At 39.7% G+C, this 17744-nt stretch carries 13 protein-coding genes and 1 riboswitch; of the genes, 6 read left to right on the top strand and 7 right to left on the bottom strand.

The genetic code is table 11. From position 1 onward, the window contains the following. The 5 genes from ABIQ28_RS11185 to ABIQ28_RS11165 form a co-directional block, all read left to right on the top strand. Positions 1-1074, top strand: a 1074-nt coding sequence (locus ABIQ28_RS11185; protein ID WP_348037300.1) for a TolC family protein, incomplete at its 5' end; no start/stop codon positions are given. Between the two features lie 19 nt (positions 1075-1093). Next, positions 1094-2053, top strand: coding sequence for a biotin/lipoyl-binding protein (locus ABIQ28_RS11180; RefSeq protein ID WP_348037298.1), 960 nt, complete (start codon positions 1094-1096; stop codon positions 2051-2053). 3 nt (positions 2054-2056) lie between these two features. Next, positions 2057-3226 carry an ABC transporter permease gene (locus ABIQ28_RS11175; protein WP_348037296.1) on the top strand — a complete coding sequence of 390 codons (1170 nt, stop codon included), beginning with the start codon at positions 2057-2059 and terminating at the stop codon, positions 3224-3226. A gap of 56 nt (positions 3227-3282) precedes the next feature. After that, the gene (locus ABIQ28_RS11170; RefSeq protein ID WP_348037294.1) at positions 3283-3840 is read left to right on the top strand and encodes a transposase; all 558 of its coding nucleotides are present in this window, start codon (positions 3283-3285) and stop codon (positions 3838-3840) included. Between the two features lie 205 nt (positions 3841-4045). After that, positions 4046-4142: riboswitch (SAM-I-IV-variant riboswitch) on the top strand. A 53-nt stretch (positions 4143-4195) separates the two neighbouring features. Continuing rightward, complete coding sequence (locus tag ABIQ28_RS11165) at positions 4196-5488, top strand: Na+/H+ antiporter NhaC family protein (protein ID WP_348037292.1); 1293 nt, start codon at positions 4196-4198, stop codon at positions 5486-5488. Positions 5489-6514: 1026 nt separating this feature from the next. On the opposite strand, the gene ABIQ28_RS11160 is transcribed toward ABIQ28_RS11165, so the two are convergent. From ABIQ28_RS11160 to ABIQ28_RS11150, 3 genes are all read right to left on the bottom strand, one after another. Further along, positions 6515-7207: a hypothetical protein gene (locus ABIQ28_RS11160; protein ID WP_348037290.1), complete on the bottom strand. Its 693-nt coding sequence runs from the start codon at positions 7205-7207 to the stop codon at positions 6515-6517. A gap of 175 nt (positions 7208-7382) precedes the next feature. Beyond that, a complete protein-coding gene (locus ABIQ28_RS11155; RefSeq protein ID WP_348037288.1) occupies positions 7383-9878 on the bottom strand; it encodes an FtsX-like permease family protein in 2496 nt (831 codons plus the stop codon). A gap of 41 nt (positions 9879-9919) precedes the next feature. Next, positions 9920-10609, bottom strand: a complete 690-nt coding sequence (locus tag ABIQ28_RS11150) for an ABC transporter ATP-binding protein (protein ID WP_348037286.1) — start codon at positions 10607-10609, stop codon at positions 9920-9922. Between the two features lie 25 nt (positions 10610-10634). Here ABIQ28_RS11150 and ABIQ28_RS11145 point away from each other — a divergent pair, with 25 nt between their 5' ends. Next, positions 10635-11378 carry an arylesterase gene (locus tag ABIQ28_RS11145; RefSeq protein ID WP_348037284.1) on the top strand — a complete coding sequence of 248 codons (744 nt, stop codon included), beginning with the start codon at positions 10635-10637 and terminating at the stop codon, positions 11376-11378. 601 nt (positions 11379-11979) lie between these two features. Here the strand turns inward: ABIQ28_RS11145 and ABIQ28_RS11140 are convergent. The 4 genes from ABIQ28_RS11140 to ABIQ28_RS11125 form a co-directional block, all read right to left on the bottom strand. Then, entirely contained in the window at positions 11980-12750 is a 771-nt protein-coding gene (locus tag ABIQ28_RS11140) for a 3-hydroxybutyrate dehydrogenase (RefSeq protein ID WP_348037282.1), read from the bottom strand. Beyond that, positions 12743-13525 (bottom strand): alpha/beta hydrolase, encoded by a 783-nt coding sequence (locus ABIQ28_RS11135; protein ID WP_348037280.1) that lies wholly within the window; start codon positions 13523-13525, stop codon positions 12743-12745. Before ABIQ28_RS11135 ends, ABIQ28_RS11140 begins: the two co-directional genes overlap by 8 nt. Positions 13526-13554: 29 nt before the next feature. Continuing rightward, on the bottom strand, positions 13555-16023 hold the full coding sequence (locus ABIQ28_RS11130) for a TonB-dependent receptor (RefSeq protein ID WP_348037278.1): 2469 nt from the start codon (positions 16021-16023) through the stop codon (positions 13555-13557). Between the two features lie 157 nt (positions 16024-16180). Then, positions 16181-17596: a hypothetical protein gene (locus ABIQ28_RS11125; protein ID WP_348037276.1), complete on the bottom strand. Its 1416-nt coding sequence runs from the start codon at positions 17594-17596 to the stop codon at positions 16181-16183. Positions 17597-17744: the final 148 nt, after the last annotated feature.

The raw sequence follows: 17744 nt of genomic DNA, 5'->3' as shown, positions 1-17744 counted from the left end.
GTCATTAAGGATGCCATAGGCTTGCCGTTCAACGCTCCTTTTCCTGATAATATTCCATTAACGGATGTTCCAAATCTGCAGAACAAAAACATTTTGAAATCGTCCGTCGATTTGGATTGGGTGTTATTCAGCGGACTAGAAGCCACTAACGCCTTGAAAGCAAGTCAGCATAAAGAAACCTCACTGAACTACGTCGGCCTAGCAGAAAAAGATAAAATAGCCTTGAAAATTATCGAAGCTTATGATAAATTGGCATTGGTCCAGGCCTCTAAAAAAGTGTTGTCCACTTCAGAAGACTACTTAAACGAACAAGTATTCTATGTAAAAAAAGCCATTGAAAATGGATTAGCCACACCCATAAGTCGGAAGAAAATTGAATTGGCACAACAGCAATTAGCAGCGAAACAATTGGAATTCGAACACAACAATATTTTGCTGATTGAGGTGCTCCACCAACTTACTGGAGAACCAAAAGAGAATCTGAGATTGCTGGAGCCTCAGCTGCAATCCTTCTCAGTTGCTGAATCTGCCACTGCCGAAAAACGGAACGAAGTCAAAGCCTTGGAAGAAGCTGAAAAAGCAACCCTCTATCAGTCCAAAATGGCTAAAAGTAATTTTATTCCGAAAGTGGCGGTCAAAGGCCATTATGAATTTATTGAGGATGATTTATCACTGTTAGATCCCAAATGGTTTATTGGCGCTGGTATCCGATGGAACATTTTTGACGGAAATCAATCCCATTTAAAAAGTAAAAAAGCACAGTTAGAAAGTCAGAAATATAGAGATCAGATTGAAGATGCCGAAGAAATGATTGCGCTAAGTGTCATTAAAGCGGAATTGTCCTATAAATCGGCACAACAAAACACAAAAATAGTCGAAAAGGAAATCGAACTTGCCAACGACACCTATGAGCTGGTCAACAAACAATATAAAAACAGCTTGGCGTCCATTAATGATGTGCTTGATGCGTTAAACGATGTTGAAAAAGCTAACTTTAAATTACAGGAATCCTATTTTAACCAACGTCGTGCTGTGGCTGAATTGCTACACGCTAAAGGCACTCTGACTTACTAATTCTACAAAATAACACAACATGAAAACATATACCCACCTCGTTTTATCTGCCTTTGCTCTGCTCTCATTAAATGCTTGTAAAAACGAACAGATCACACCTAGCCGTGGAAAAGTGAAATTTGAAACCATTTCAGTCAGCAGTAAATTGGGCGGACGGATTGCTAAGATCTATGTTGAAGAAGGCCAACAGGTCAAAAAAGGCGATACGTTAGCGTTAGTGGACATTCCCGAAGTGAGCGCAAAAATGATGCAAGCCGAAGGAGCCATTACTGCTGCTCAAGGCCAATTGAACATGGCCTATAATGGCGCAACCGCAGAGCAATTGAGCCAAATTGACGGCCAATTAAACTCGGCAAAAGCTCAAATGGAATTTGCCCAGGAATCATACAACAGACTTCAAAACATGTTTCAGGATTCTTTGGTAAGCCAACAGCAATTTGATGAAGTAAAAATGAAACTCAACATGGCAAAAGCCCAAGTTTCAGGACTACAGGCCAAACGTGACGAAGTCAAAAAAGGAACCCGTTCTGAACAAATAGACCAAGCCAAAGGCCAATTGGATCGTGCATTGGGTGCTAAGGAAGAAGTGCTTTCGGCATCCGATGAGCAATATGTTATAGCACCTGCCGACATGTCGGTAGAGACTATAAGCTTAGAAGAAGGTGAATTACTTACTCCTGGTTACTCGCTATTTAATGGCTACAAAACTAACAGTGTTTATTTCAGATTTACCATTCCGGAATCAAAAATATATGATTATGAAGTGGGCAAAGCCCTGACCTTGGTCAATCCATATACCAAAGAAGAGATACCTGCTAAAATTGTTGCCATTAAACAATTGGCCCAATATGCGGATATCACGAGTACATCGCCTTTATATGAGCTCTCTGAGTCCATTTATGAATTGAAAGTCGTGCCAACAGGAGATGTGTCAAAGCAAAAATTTTATACCAACGCGACGATTCTTATAAAACAATAACCCATGAAAAATTTCATAAGCTTAGTTAAGGTAGAATTCAAGCGTATTTTTTCAAATGGCGTCTTGATGGCTATCTTTTTTGGCGCCCCAATTGGCTATGGTATTTTGTTTGGTTATGTGTACCAACAAGCAAAAGTCAAGGACTTACCCATTGTTATTGTCGATCAGGATCGCACCCCGACCACCGACAAAATCATTGATGCTTTTGAAGATAATGAAGGCTTGAAAGTGGTAGACGTTCGGTCAACGCCTGGTAATATCGTCGCCGAAATGCCTACTGAGCAATACGCCGCAGTCATTACTTTGCCTGTAGGATTTGAAAAAGATGTGTTACAAAAAAGACATCCTGAAATTCGTGTAGATTTGAATATGGCGAATATTTTAAATGCGAATACCGCCAGTAATAATATCAATGTCGTGTTGATGACCATGAATGCTGGCTTCGAAATGGAAGGCCTTAAAAAACAGGGTATGCATCCCGATCAAGCCAAAGCGTCTTACGAAAGTTTTAAAATTAACTTCAACAAACTCTACAACTCAGCGGGCAACTATGTCACGTTTATGTTACCGGGTATTTTGGCGGCGATTATGCAACAGATCATATTTTTAGCCATGGCCTTGGCGTTTTCAAGAGATTATGAAGATGGATATTTTGCGACGCTGGTGCAAAACAAAAGGTCGTCGTTGTATCTTATTTTATTGAAGGCCACCCCATTTTTGATCATGCTACCATTCATGTGGTTGATTGTTGCGTCATTCTTCTCTTATTTCAAGATAACTGCCGACATTTTAAATTTCCCGATGTTAGTATTAACCGTGCTTTTAACCTTGGCGTCCATATGCATTGGGATGCTATTCTCGATCGCCATTCCGAGCCAATTGAAAGCCACCGAATTATTAATGGTCATCTCCACGCCTGCCTTTATCTTAAGTGGATTTACCTGGCCAACAGAAGCGATTCCTTCGCTAATTACCAATGTGGCACAATTCATTCCAGTAACTCAGTTCTTAAGCGGATTTCGAAAAGTCGCCTTTTATGGTGGCGATTTAGCGTCGATATCTCATGAAATAGGCATTTTGTCGTTAATCATTGGCGTTGCATTTATAGCAATGGTCATATTGCTGCAATTGAAGATTAATAAAACGCTAGCGCGAGCGTGCCGCTCGTGCTAGCGTAAATCCAAAAATCCAAACCAATTTTGTCATATCTTTAGGTTTTACCTAAAGCCATGAGTAGAAAGTATAAGTTTAATAATCCCTCTGCGGCCTATTTTGTGTCGTTTGCTGTAGTCAATTGGGTTGCTGTATTTACGCGTGAAACTCATTTCAAGGTCATCACGGACAGCCTAAGTTTTTGTCGGAACCACAAAGGAATGTTATTATTTGCATACTGTATCATGCCAAATCATGTACATCTTTTGTTTCAGGATAAAAACGAAGATCCGGGTGGATTGTTAAGAGATTTTAAAGGTTTTACTTCCAAGAAAATGATTGCAAATATTAAGGAATATCCTAAGGAGAGCCGACGCGAATGGATGCTAGAGATGTTTAAAAAGGCAGGCGAAAAGAACAGCAATGTCAAAGAATATCAGTTTTGGCAACAAAACAACCAGCCTATAGAGTTATGTAGTACCCCAGTAATAAAGCAAAAGTTTGATTATATCCACAAGAATCCTGTAAAAGCAGGCTTAGTAACTGAACCCTGGGGATGGAAATACAGTAGTGCTCGAAATTATGTCGAACTCGATGCAGTTATTCCAATCGACGAAATTGGGTTTATTGGATGACTTTGTACTTCTTTTAAATTTAGTATTGTTTATAATGGGCACGGGCGGGACGCCCGCGCCAACAGATTTTAGATAATTTATTTTTTATCTATAAAGGCTAGCGCGAGCGTTAATTTATAGCTAGCGCGAGCGTCCCGCTCGTGCTAGCGTAAATAAAAACCTCAACTTTGTCTTTTAATACTATAAAATCCCTTAGTTTTGCACACTTAATTATCAAGAATCTTCAAAAGAGATAGCAACCTGCAAAACGAGCAAGGTGCTGAAATCGATAAGCCAAATACTTTGGAAAAAACGTTGCCTATCTTCCTAAATATTTGCTGCGATACTCTTTTTGTGGTTCTGCAAAACAAGACTCATGACAAAGATTACACCAAGTTTTAAAGCTTTAGTACCTTTTTTTGTATTTATCATCACCTTTTTAAGTGTTGGTACCATTCAAAATGATTTCTATGCGCTCCCTGCTCCTATTGCTGTCATTGCAGGGATTATTGTAGCGTTTGTGATGTTTAAACAATCCATAAACTCAAAGATCGATATACTTTTAGAAGGCTGTGGCGACAGTAAAATCCTGACCATGTGCTTGATTTACCTATTGGCCGGTGCGTTTGCCACCGTCACAAATGCCACTGGCAGCGTAGATACCATTGTGCACTTGGGATTGGATCTCATTAATATCCAATACATTTATGTGGGCGTTTTTGTAATTGCCGCTTTTTTATCGGTATCTACCGGAACTTCAGTGGGATCTATTGTAGCCCTGATACCCATTGTTATAGGTTTCGGCGAGGCTGCCGATTTTTCGCTTGGTATTCTATGCGGCGCACTATTGGGCGGAGCGATGTTTGGTGATAATTTATCGGTCATCTCCGACACCACCATTGCAGCCACACAATCTTTGGGGGTAAATATGAGCGATAAATTTAAAGCGAACATTAAGATAGCCGCACCCGCAGCACTGGCCACGATTGGCATTCTCATTTATCAGGGTTTACATTTGGAAACGGATACTTCAGAAACAGTGACCTATACCTATTCTATTCTAAAAATTGTGCCGTATTTGATAGTGATTACATTATCCGTCATCGGGATAAATGTATTTGCGACTTTGGTCTTAGGTGTTATTTCGGCAGGCTTATTAGGTTTGTTCTATGGCGACTTTTCAGTTATTGAATTTACACAATTAGCTTACACAGGATTTACCAGCATGACCGAAATATTTCTTCTTTCTTTATTAACTGGCGGCTTGGCAGCTTTAGTGGCTTATAATGGAGGTATTGAATTTATTTTAACCAAAATAAAAACCTTGATAAAGAACAAGAAGTCCGCACAATTAGGGGTTGCAGCTCTGGTTTCTAGCATTAATATGGCCATTGCCAATAATACCGTGTCTATCATTATTTCCGGTTCTATTGCAAAATCCATAAATGACGAATACGGATTGGAAAATAAACGCACCGCCTCTATTCTAGATATTTTTGCCTGTATTACCCAAGGTCTTTTACCTTATGGCGCGCAAGTATTAATGATTTTAAGTTTTGCCAAAGGAAACCTCAGCTACTTTGATTTGGTGGGAAATGCGTGGTATTTGGTATTGCTTTTGGTCTCTACTATCCTGTTTATTGCGTTTAAAAAAGAGGTTCAAGTTTAAAAACTAACACGAGTCGAAAACTCCAGCCAACTTATGGTTTTTATAGATGCTTTATAGAACAGACTAAGAAAATTATTTCGTAAATTGACTTATTAATATTCAAATTTAACTATGGTAAATTCAATATATCCATTACTTCTACAATCCCCAACAGGCACACCGAATTCTGCAGATGATATTCCTCTTGATTTTACAACACCATTTGATGTGATTGTCTTTATTATTCTGCCAATTGTTATTATCATCTTATATTTTTATTGGAGACGGACGAAGAATAATGGACGAAAATAGAGAAAAACATATTTTTTTTTTATTACAAGATTTTGACATGGCGTTGACACCAAGAAGACCAGGATTAAGAAAAAGTTCGGCGTCATATTAACAGCAACACCTTTCGAATCATACGAGCCACAGCGGGCGCTAACTAAAAGAATACTGCCATCTCAAAGAATAATTTAAAAACCAAAATATTAATCATAATAAGTAAATTATCATGAAAAATTTTCATCCTTTTTTTACCATCGGAACAGTAGGAATTATTATAAGCTCATGTCTACATATGTTTTTAGCATTGGGAATATTATTAACCTCAATTCACACGACGTTTTTTGTGCTGTATACTGTTTTCCTAACCTTTCTAATACTCGGAGTTATTCTAACTGTTAAAGAGCAAAAAACACTAGTTTAATTTACAGGAAGCATTCTTTACCTCACATTATCGTTGAGCCTTTCTGAAAATCGCTCATACTAACCGATATTAATATTATGCCACCCTGTGGCTAATAAAATTCCTTATTGCTTTGGCTTTGTATGTGGCGGAACGCTGTGGCTGATTTTATGAGTTAGTTGGTTTCATATAGATATATCGCTAATAGTGCACGAGTATAACGATGGTTATTCTTAGTTAGAAAAGGTCAGAAAAGCATATTTAACTTTCCTAGGTATTTATCTGTTTTATCTACTTCCAAAGTGCTTTATTGGTCACTTCAAGAAAGCAAATCAAATTTACCCATCCTCAACATTCCCCTATTCCGCTTCCTCCCAAAGCAATTTTCTAGCCGTCCCATAATTCCCCAATTGATAAACGCTAACGCCCGTGGCTTGAAACTTCGTAGCGCGAAAAGTGTTCTGTTCTAAACTATCTAACAAAGTGGTTTTAGCAACCCCCAAGCTGATGTGCGGATTAAAATTATCATAACTGTAGTGACTGACAAACTTGGGTACATAGTCTATGGTAAATTGATCTATAGGCGTGCCATCGGCATTTTGCACATAGGCTTCTTGAGTGCCTTTGGTTATGATATATGGTTCTAAAAGAGCGATGGTCTTTTTGTGAATAGTCATAAGCGCTTTACTTTTCTCAATGCCTATGGACGCGAAATTTTCGGTCTTGTCATTATTGTATTGCAGTTCATTCGCGAACAGGCTGTCCTTTTTTATCGTTTTATAGAGGCCGGTTAATAATTGCTCTACTTTAGGTATATCACTTTCTACAATATAGCACTGCAACAACGTGATGTGCGGGATATGATTCTCGTCCAGCGTCAAATTATCAGGATTCTTTTCAAGGATCGCACGATTTAATTGAATGGCTTGATCGTAAACATCCGCAGGAAGTGTCAGCAGCACATCGATGGCTAAAACATTTGGTTTCTTTTCATCACAGGAAATGGTCAGCATGAGGATTAAAAAGGTGATTATTAGATTAATTGATTTCATTTTGTTGGTTGTTTGAAATTAGTTTAAGATTTTTTATAGACATTGGAATTGACTTAGGACATATGACCAATTATTATTATTATTTACTTTAAGATACTATTTTGACAAAAAATGAAGGTCACACCTCTTAAGTCTTTTCGCCTTAAGTCGGTTTTAACCTGGCGGGCTACTACAACTACCCTTCACGACGCAACACTTCCAACGGCGAACTTCTTAAAACACTCTGGATATTACTCAGTCCAATGGCTAAAACCAAGATTGTAATCCCCGGTAAAAACACCACAAATGGAATCAACGACGGGATAAAAGGTTCTTTAAATACAAATAAGGCCAAGCCCAAACTGCACAATAAGGCCAGGACAATCCCAACCAAACTTCCTAATAATCCTAAAAAGACGTATTCAAAAGCGGAGACTGTTAAGATTTGGGAGTTTTTGGCACCCAAAGTTCGGAGCAACACGCTTTCTTTAATGCGTTGGTATTTACTCGTCCGGACGGAACCAATTAAAACGATGATTCCCGTAAGAATGCTGAAAAACGCCATGAAATTGATAACCCACGACACTTGATCCAAGATTTCTTCCACGAGGCTAAACACCTGTCGCAAATCAATAATGGTCACGTTCGGATATTTGGAAACCAAATCCCGCTGCAAGGTTGCGGAGCTGGCTTCGTCGGGCACATTAGTCGTAAAAACGTTGAATTGTGGTGCTTGCTCAAGTACGCCGTCAGGAAAGACGACGGTAAAGTTGATCTGCATTTGGGCCCAATCGACCTTACGAATACTACCTACCGTGGTCGGCATCAACACGCCTTGCACATTGAACACCACCGGATCGCCCACTTTGAGTTTGGCATCTGCCGCAAGATTATCAGAAATCGAAATGACCACTGGATCGCCAGGTTTTAAACGCGGAGTCCACTTCCCATCTATCAACTCTTCCGAATCGGTCAACGCATCCCGATAAGTGGTTCTAAATTCATGATTCAATATCCAACCCCGCACTTGTCGCGTGCTGTCCTGACGCAGCTCATTGACCGTCATTCCGTTGATGCTCTGCATCCGCATGGTTACCATCGGAATATTATTGAGCACAGGCAAGTGATTATCGGCAATGCTTTTAGCCACGGCCGCGGTCTGTTGCGGTTGTACATCCAAGATGATGATATTGGCTTTTTCAGAACTTTCGGATAATTCTGTTTTTGCCAGCAGCATATCCTTGGTAAAATACAAGGTGCTGATTAAAAAAGTTCCCAGACCAATGGCCACAATTAATACCACCGTTTGATTGTTTGGTCGGAACAGGTTAAGCAAACTTTGGCGTGCCGTAAAACTCCAGTGTTTTGGAAAAAAGCGTTTAATGGCGCTTATAGATCCAATAGCGACGGCGGCTAGAATAGCAAAAGTCAGCGCGGTTGCCACGACAAATACCAAGGCATATAGGGCATTCCCAATCAGCCAGAGCGCAAATAAAAACAGAAACACTAAAATCCCTATAAAGACTAAAACGCGTATCATTTTTGGTTCTTGAGCCTCGTTGTCATCCACCCGTAGCACATCTAAAGGCGAAACATACCAAGTACGCAATAAAGGCAAGAGCGCAAATAAAACAGACATAAACAAACCGAGGAATACCCCAATGAAAATAGGCTGTGCGGTAATCGTAATCTGTAGTGTAAACGGTAAAAAGTCTTTCAAAAGATATGGGAACAACTCTTGAACGCCAACACCAATCAGCGATCCGATAAGACCACCCACAATTCCAATCCCTGCTACTTGAATCCCGAAAATCAGGAAACTTTGCAATCGGGACGCGCCCATACATTTTAAAACCGCAATGGCGCGTAGTTTTTCTTTGATATAAATATGCACTGAACTGGCGATACCGATACAACCTAACAACAACGCAATAAAAGCGGCCAGATTTAAGAACTTGCCCACATTGTCATAACGTTTGCCCAAGCTTTTGGTGGCGTTGAGGTGTGTATTTAAATTGGCATTATCGACATCCAATAAGGGTTGCACCTTGTCTTCAAGACGTTTTAAGTTAACGGTATCCGATACCTTATAGAAATACTGATATTCGTTGCGACTTCCAAACTGCAACAATTGCGTGGCATCGAGCAAACGCTTCGGAATAATAACGGGCGGTGCCACAGAACTCGAAATCGCTGAAGTGCCTGGAATCGATTTTAAAGCGCCGGCAATGGGAAGCGTCAACTCCCCTATTTTTATGGAATCGCCTGGCTGGACATCAAATTGCAACATCAAGGTCGCATCCACCAAAGCACCTCCTGAGGCTTGATAGGTTTTTGCTACGGCGGATGGATTGGTGTCCATCTTCCCATAAAACGGAAAGTTACCTTCCAAGCCACGCACCTGCACTAACTTGGTGCCGCCATTTTTTGGAAAAGCAATCATGGACACAAAGTTGACTTCAGAAGCGGCAGGCCTTAACGAATCGATGATGGCTTGTCCACGCGCTGTCGGTACTTGTCTGGAATTGATGATGTAATCTGCACCCATCAAGGTTTTGGATTGGCGCTGGATGTTATCTTTTAAATTCGTGCTGAATAATTGGATGGATACCACAGCCGCAATGCCCAGAATAATCGAGGCCATAAATAAGAGCAGCCGGACTTTGCTGGCTTTGGCATCGCGCCAAGCCATTTTAAAGAGCCAAGGTATTTGTAAGGAAGGATTAGAGTTGTTCACAGTACAGAAGTCAGTTCATTAGTTACTATTTTTCCGCCTTTAAGTTTCAGGATCTGTTGCGTCCTATTGGCCAATTCTAAATCGTGGGTAATGATGACCAAAGTGGTGCCGTTTTCTTTGTTGAGATCTAACAAGAGCTGAATGACCTTTTCGCCGGTTTCCTGATCTAAATTGCCCGTAGGTTCATCCGCAAATAAGATTGACGGCGAATTTGCAAAAGCGCGCGCTAAGGCCACACGCTGCTGCTCGCCACCCGAAAGTTGCGACGGATAATGATGCTCGCGATCTTTCAAGCCTACTTTTTCCAATAGGATTCTGCTTTTCTTAGTCGCGTCTTTAGCGCCTTGCAATTCGAGCGGCACACTAACATTTTCCAATGCCGTCAGCGTAGGTAATAATTGAAAATTCTGAAATATAAATCCGACTTCCTTATTGCGTAATTGGGCACGTTGGTCTTCATTTAAGCTCTGCAAATCCTGTCCGCATAACTCGACACTACCTGAATTTGGCTGATCTAATCCGGCACATAGGCCCAGCAAGGTGGTCTTCCCACTTCCTGACGGGCCGACGATAGAAAAGGTTTGGCCTTTTTCAACCTCAAAAGAGATGTCGTGTAAGACGGTTAATTGTTTGTTACCACTGAGATATGTCTTTTCCAACCCGGTAATCTTTAATATCTTTGACATGTAATTTTAATTTAAAAAGCGACTTATGTCCAAGGCTGAAAATAATCAATTGCATTCATATCTACCAACCGCAACCGTGCCTAAACTCTTAAAGTTTTGTTATATTATATTACCGCTATTTCTTTACTCCTGCGGCGATACGAAAACTGAAAAACCAACTGAAAACCAACAAGCTGTGGAACAAACCGAAGAAGCTGTAACTCCAGAAACCAAAAACAAAACTATTTTGTGCTTTGGCGATAGCATTACTGCTGGCTATGGATTAGACGATACTACCGAAGCCTTCCCTGCGCTTTTACAACAAAAGATTGATTCCTCACACTTGAATTATACGGTGGTTAATTCGGGCGTCAGTGGGGAAACCACGGCTGGCGGGAAAAGCCGCATTGACTGGATCATGAAACAACCCGTGGACATCTTCTTGTTGGAACTTGGCGCGAATGATGGGTTGCGTGGGGTGGCCTTGTCTGAAACGCGCGCTAATTTGCAGGCGATTATTGATGTGGTTAAAGAAAAAAGTCCGAAGACCACCATTATTCTTGCTGGTATGGAATTGCCTCCTAACATGGGGCAAGCCTATACCAATGAATTTAGACAGCTTTTTGCGGATTTAGCGAAAAAGAATAACTTAAAATTCATCCCTTTTCTGTTGAAAGATGTCGGGGGGATTCCGACGTTAAATCAAGGCGATGGAATTCATCCGAATGTTGAAGGGCATAAGATTGTGGCGGAGACGGTTTGGGAGACTTTGAAACCTTTGCTAAATTGAGACTTTAGGATTGGAGATTAACTACCCGCCCGAACGTGCCTTTTCGGTACGGGCGGGTTGTTGACTTGCCCGAACGTACTTTTTTGTACGGGCGGGTTTTTGAAGTTTGGATTTGGACTGGGTGTTAGTGATGGAGGTAATAAGTTTTCGGGTTCTTTAAAGCTGTGACTTAGAAGTTATGACACAAAGTTGCACAAAGGAAACCCAAAGTTCCGCGAAGAGTGGATTAATTATATTTATAAAACAACTCGATTCTAGCTCTATTTTTAAAAATAGCCGAGTCAAAAAGCTCCTGCCTTCGGTAACTGAACTTGTCGAAGTGAAGGTGGATTTAAGCTCAGAATAGAGCTTAAAGACGGAAGGGTTTTAAATTATAATTTCACACTTCAGAAAATTTTAAAAACCACCTCGTCTTCTGCTTCTTTCCTGAAACAGAAGCCACTCCTCCTTCAAAAGGAGGAGAAGTTTGGTTTGAGCTTTATTTTTAAATATAGCAAAAGACGGAAGGGTTATAACCAAAAAACTCCCCAAAGCTATCGCTTCAGGGAGTCTCTATTAAATAATTCAATTTCTCTTTTAATACTCAAATTCGGCTCAGCCGTTATTGCGCACTCCAGCCGCCATCCAAAGCAAATGAGGTTCCTGTGATGGTTGTTGAGGTATCTTTTGCTAATAATAGCGCCATGTCGGCAATAGCTTTTACGGGCACAAATTGCTTGACGGCCTGTTTGGAGAGCATCACTTTTTCAACGACCTCTGCTTCGGTCATATGATGGGCTTTGGCTTGGTCTTTAATCTGACCTTCCACCAAAGGCGTTTTTACATAACATGGGCAAATAGCATTACAAGTAATATTATACGGTGCACCTTCTAATGCCAATGTTTTGGTCATTCCTATTACGCCATGTTTTGCGGTTACATACGCCGATTTAAATTCGGAAGCGCGCAAACCGTGAACGGAGGAAATGTTGATAATACGTCCGAAGTTCTGTTTTTTCATCTGTTTCCAAGCTGCTTTCGAGGCATAAAAAACCGCATTCATATTGATGGCGATGATGTTTTCGTATTTATCATTTGGAAAATATTCAATAGGCGACACAAACTGAATCCCTGCATTGTTGACTAAAACGTGAAGATCCCCAAACGTTGCAATGGTTTCCGCGACTAGACCTTCAACAGCTTCTGATTGTAATAAGTTCGCCTTGGAAAAAGCTACTTTTACCCTGTTCTCCTCTCCTATTGATTTAGCAATCTCGTCGCCATTGGATTCCAAGCCATGAAACATAATGTTATAACCTTCCTTCGCAAATTGTGTGGCTATAGCCAACCCAATACCGCTGGTGCTTCCTGTAATTAAAACCGATTTATTCATCTTCTAAAAATTTTTCAAGTGCAACATTAAATGCGTCTGGCTGATCAATGATCACACCGTGCCTGGAGTTTTCAATGATGGTTAATTTGGCATTTGGCATCCGATTCACATAGGCTTGTTTAAAGGCCACAGGTGTATAATCCATATCGGAACCGATGACAAGGGTTCTTGCTTTTATGTTTTCTAATTCATGTCCCAAGCCCCAGTTCATCAAGGTCACGAAGGATTTGTAATAGGCATTGTAATCATTGTCTTTACAGCGCGCTTCAAAGGCATTCCTTAAATCTAATTGATGGTCTTCAGGAAACATATTAAACGAAATTTCCTTGGCCAATGGCTTTAAACCTTTGGTTTCCAAAAATTCGGTCCTGTTTTTTAAAAGCTCTTCGCCAATGCTGCCCATAGCATTAAAATCTGGGCCACTGTTGACAATCACTAGGTTATCGACATATTTTGGATAGCTCGCCGTCATCTGAAACGCTACGGCACCACCCATTGAAAAGCCGATCAAAGTTGCTTTCTTGATTTTTAATTGATCTAAAAACGCCTTGACGTCTTCGGTCATCAATTCGACACCATAAGCATCTGCTGGTTTTGAAGAACTGCCGTGACCTCTCAAATCTAAAGTTATGACGCGATATCTCTTAGAAAAGAAAGGGACTTGTGAGTCCCAATCTTTTTTTGTTGATCCCAAACCATGAAGCATGAGCAGCACTTTTCCGTCGCCATGATCTTCATAATCAAGTTCAATATTATTAACATGTATTTTTGACATGGTATAGAAACTTAATTGGTTTGTGATATTTATTTCTTAAAGAAGTTGATGTTATACTTTAATTCAAAAGAAACCAATGTGCTTATGACTGGCGAGGCCACAAACTCTCTGATTTCAGCGTTGAATAAGTTGGTAACGTTAACACCTAACGATAAGTTGTCATTAAAGTGATAACCTGCGTTGGCATCTACCGTGAATCCACCTAACTGACCGTAGTTCCATGTTCTTCCAACACGTGCATTTTCAACAATTTCATTGACCCCATCGCCATTCATATCTTGTGTTTTTGCAGCAACATTGATCCCTGAGAAGAAATCATATTTTTGTACATAACGGCCATAAGCAGCTGCATAAAACTTTCCTTTATTGTAATGAAGTCCTAAGCTGAATTTGTTGTTTGGCGTATTGATAGGCAATTCACTTTCTAATACGATACCATCTAAATTTCCATCATTTGCCATATCATTTAAATCAAGTGTACGACCAAAGTAGGAATAGTTAAAAACACCTCTGAAGCTATCATTAAAATAATAATTGAATCCAACATCAAATCCGTAAGTATCCACATGGCCAAAGTTTAAATAGGTTAAGACAAGCGCACCATTACTTCCTGGAACAACATCTCCTATTGGTTTAGCTCCTACATGTGTTACAGGGCTGCTAGCGGCAACGTTAACCAATGGACTGATAAAATTATCAGAGACGTTGTAATAAGCGTTCGTATCAATAAACAATTTGTCAGACAGTTTCCCTTTATATCCAATTTCGTATGAATTGATGGTCTCTACATCCAACCTAGGAATTTTAGTACCGTTAGCCAATGTAAATCCTTCACCATTACCTAATACCAATCCTCCGAATAGTTTTCCTTTTAGATTTAAAATTGATGGCACTGCAATACCTTTTCCATAGGTAATTCTGAAAGTTCCATTATTAACTTTTTTGGTAATCGCTAATTTTGGGATAAAGTTGGTGCCATATAAATCATGATTATCTATACGTCCACCTGCCAAGAATCCCCAACCGGTTTCTTCTAACTTATATTCCAATTGGGTATAAACGCCTGTTTGTCCTAAATCGATTCCGCCTTCATCCAAAAGATACGTCCCTTTGGAGTCTGCCATGTCTTTTTGGTATTGTGCACCTGCCGTTAAATAGAAATCATCCCAATTGTTATTATACTGGGCTTCTGCATTAAATCGTCTAGAATCATCCACAAACAATGCGCCTCGCTGCAATGCGATCCCATTGCCCTGACCTTGGCCTAATTGAAACCATTGTTCCAAATATGAACGCTCACTTGCCTCTTGCTCAGAAAAACCATTGTTTATAAACGACACATAATTCTGTGTACGCTGGTTCATAGCATAAGTGTCATCGGTTTTACTCCAGGTGTAGTAAGTATTTGCGAAAAAGTTTTTAGAAACAAATTTTAATTGCGCTTCCGTAATTCTCCAATCCTTAATTTGATTGCGACCCGCACTGGTTACTCCAATATTGCTACTGTTACTGTGACCATAATATCCGGTAAGCTCAGAACCTTCGGTTGGTTTATAGTTTAAGGTAGCACCATATTTTTGCGAGGTAAAATCACGATCTAAATCCAACTCCTTGTAACCTTTTGTCCCTACATAAACTGAATCCGTATAATCGAATTCAGTCCCTTGAGCTCTTTCAAAGTGAACTTTGTAGGCAAACTTATCATCAATGATTTGAGCATGTCTGACACGTCCTGTGAATACATTTTGATTTCCTGCGCCTATTGCAAACGTTGTTCCTTCAGAAGTTCTTGGGTTTTTAGTGATTGTACTTACCAATCCGTTATGTGCATTCGGCCCGTATAGTGTTCCGTTTGGACCAAGAAGGATTTCAACACGTTCAATATCATCCTTAGAAATGGTGGTAAAAGAACCCATAGGTAATCCCGTGGCAATCAATGTAGATAAACGATCATCCGTAACTTGTAAATTCTTTGAATTGAATGCTGAGTTAAAACCTCTAATATTGATACCAGTACCTAAAACACCAGCTCTCACAAAATCAACCCCTTTTTGTCTTGCAGCCAACTCGCCAATGTTGAAGCTTGGGAATTCTTCAATATCTCGCGCAGTAATAACGTTTACCGTCGCTGGTACATCTGTAATTTTCTGTGGTTTTTTATTGGCCGTTAAGATCACTTCATCCAAAACGGTATCTGAATCTTTTAACGACGCATCTAGCTTTGTCGTCTGGCCAGAATTTACCATAACACTTTTGGTCGACGTTTCGTAACCAATGTAGGACACCGCCACATTATAAGTGCCAGCAGCAACGCTTTCAATAGAATAGCGACCGTCAAAATCAGTCATGGCGCCTTTATTTAAACTTCTAATAGATACAGTTGCTCCAGATAAAGGCATCCCCTTCGCATCTGTAATTAATCCACTGATACTCCCAGTGTCTTGTGCGTTGACCACAAAAGAACCGAAAAGAGTTAATAATAAGAGTAGTTTTTTCATAATGAAGAAATATTGATTGAGTTATTTATACGGCAATCTATTATGAATTAGAAGACCATGCTTTGTGAAAACTAAAGCTTTTAAGTGTGACTATTATAGGTGTTTACGAACATGTTGAATCACAATATATTGTTAATCAACAAGTTATACTTAAAAATTATATGTATGACTTTAGTTTTAAAAAAGCCTCAGGTAAATTTTTAGAAAGCTTATCAATGACCTTGATCATCAATTGTTTTTGATTGGTAGTCGCCTGAATCCCTATGATGGGTGCTTTAATTTCATCCAATAATCGCGTGGAATTGATCTTGCCTTCCATATATCTGGACAAGGAAATGCTCCATGAGATATTAGGAACATAGTTGTTTTGCTTTTGACGTTCTTTCTCTTTCTCGATGAGGTCGAATTTAGCAGCTATTTTCAGCACTTCTTCGTAATTTTCCTGGGCGATCAGGGTACTGATATAGGACGTAAAAAAGTGATGCCAACGGTGTTTGAGGACTTCATTTTTGTATTTTCTCAAAAATGTCTTGGCGGTTGCTTCGGCTATACTGTTTTTTTGAAGTTCAGATAAGACGCGGATTTGGTACGAACAATAACCGATTTTTTGATGGTAATTATGGGTTTCCTTATACAGATCCTTGTGCTTTTCCAATAAGGAAAAGGCTTTTTCGGGTTTGTTATTTCGCAATAAAATCGCCACCAAATTATTCAAATACATCAAGGTGTCGTTGTTGTCCTGACGGATGGACAAATAGCCATAAAACTCAGCTTCCTTAAACTCATCCTGTTTGGAATGCAACAAAACCCGATTCGCATAATAATTAGATAATAAACGTCTGGAGTACATGGAACCTTCACTAAAGTAAACATCAATTTGGTCAAAAAGCGCTTTTAATTTTACGTTTTCATTATAATTAGTGTACATAAAAGCCAACAAAACAAAGGCCTGATACCTATTCTTCCCGTTGATGGAATCATCTTTAAAAACCTTTAACAGCCACTTTTCCAAATGCTTGGTTTCGTTGTTGTTTGAGGTATATTGATTGGTAATTTCAGTGGTGGCATCGTAGAGCTTTTCTTTGATCTCATGTACTTTATTATAATGCGCTTTGTAGGTTTTTATAAAGTCGGCCACGATTTGATGATCCTTATACCGCATCCGTACCAAAAGATAGGATTTGTATTCTTTGGCAAGATCATAGAGGTTGTGAAAGCTAAAGTCGATCGTTTTATACGATGCGATATAGTTCAGGAATTGGCGTTCTTCATCGGAAGCAATCGCATCGGTCAGGATTTTTTGGTTTAAAGACATGATCCAATTAATATTGGCGTCCACATCGATACTTTCCAATTTCTTTTCAACCCAATCCTTTATATAGGAATATTTTCGCTTATCGATGCTGGTATCAAAATCTTTAGGCGCGTTTTGAGACAAGGCATTGGCGATGACCAACTGAATGATTTGAAGCTTTTCATCTTCTACAAACTGATATTGCGTTTCGAGGTATTTGGCTTCGTTTGGAAGAATGGATTTACTAAACTCTGTGAATTTTTTAAGCTTTGTTTTCATTTCTCATCTACAAATTTCTGGATGAGGGCGTTAACTTCCTTTGGTTTTTCAAACTGTACAAAATGTCCGGCATCTTTTATAAATTCCAATTTCGAATTTTTAATTTTCTCTAAGGCGATATTTCCAACCGCCACGGTCGTCAAGGTCG

The sequence above is a fragment of the Gelidibacter sp. genome, from assembly GCF_039916245.1.
Taxonomy (GTDB): domain Bacteria; phylum Bacteroidota; class Bacteroidia; order Flavobacteriales; family Flavobacteriaceae; genus Gelidibacter.
Note: the sequence above shows the minus strand (reverse complement) of the source record. Positions and strands in the feature narration are given on the sequence as shown.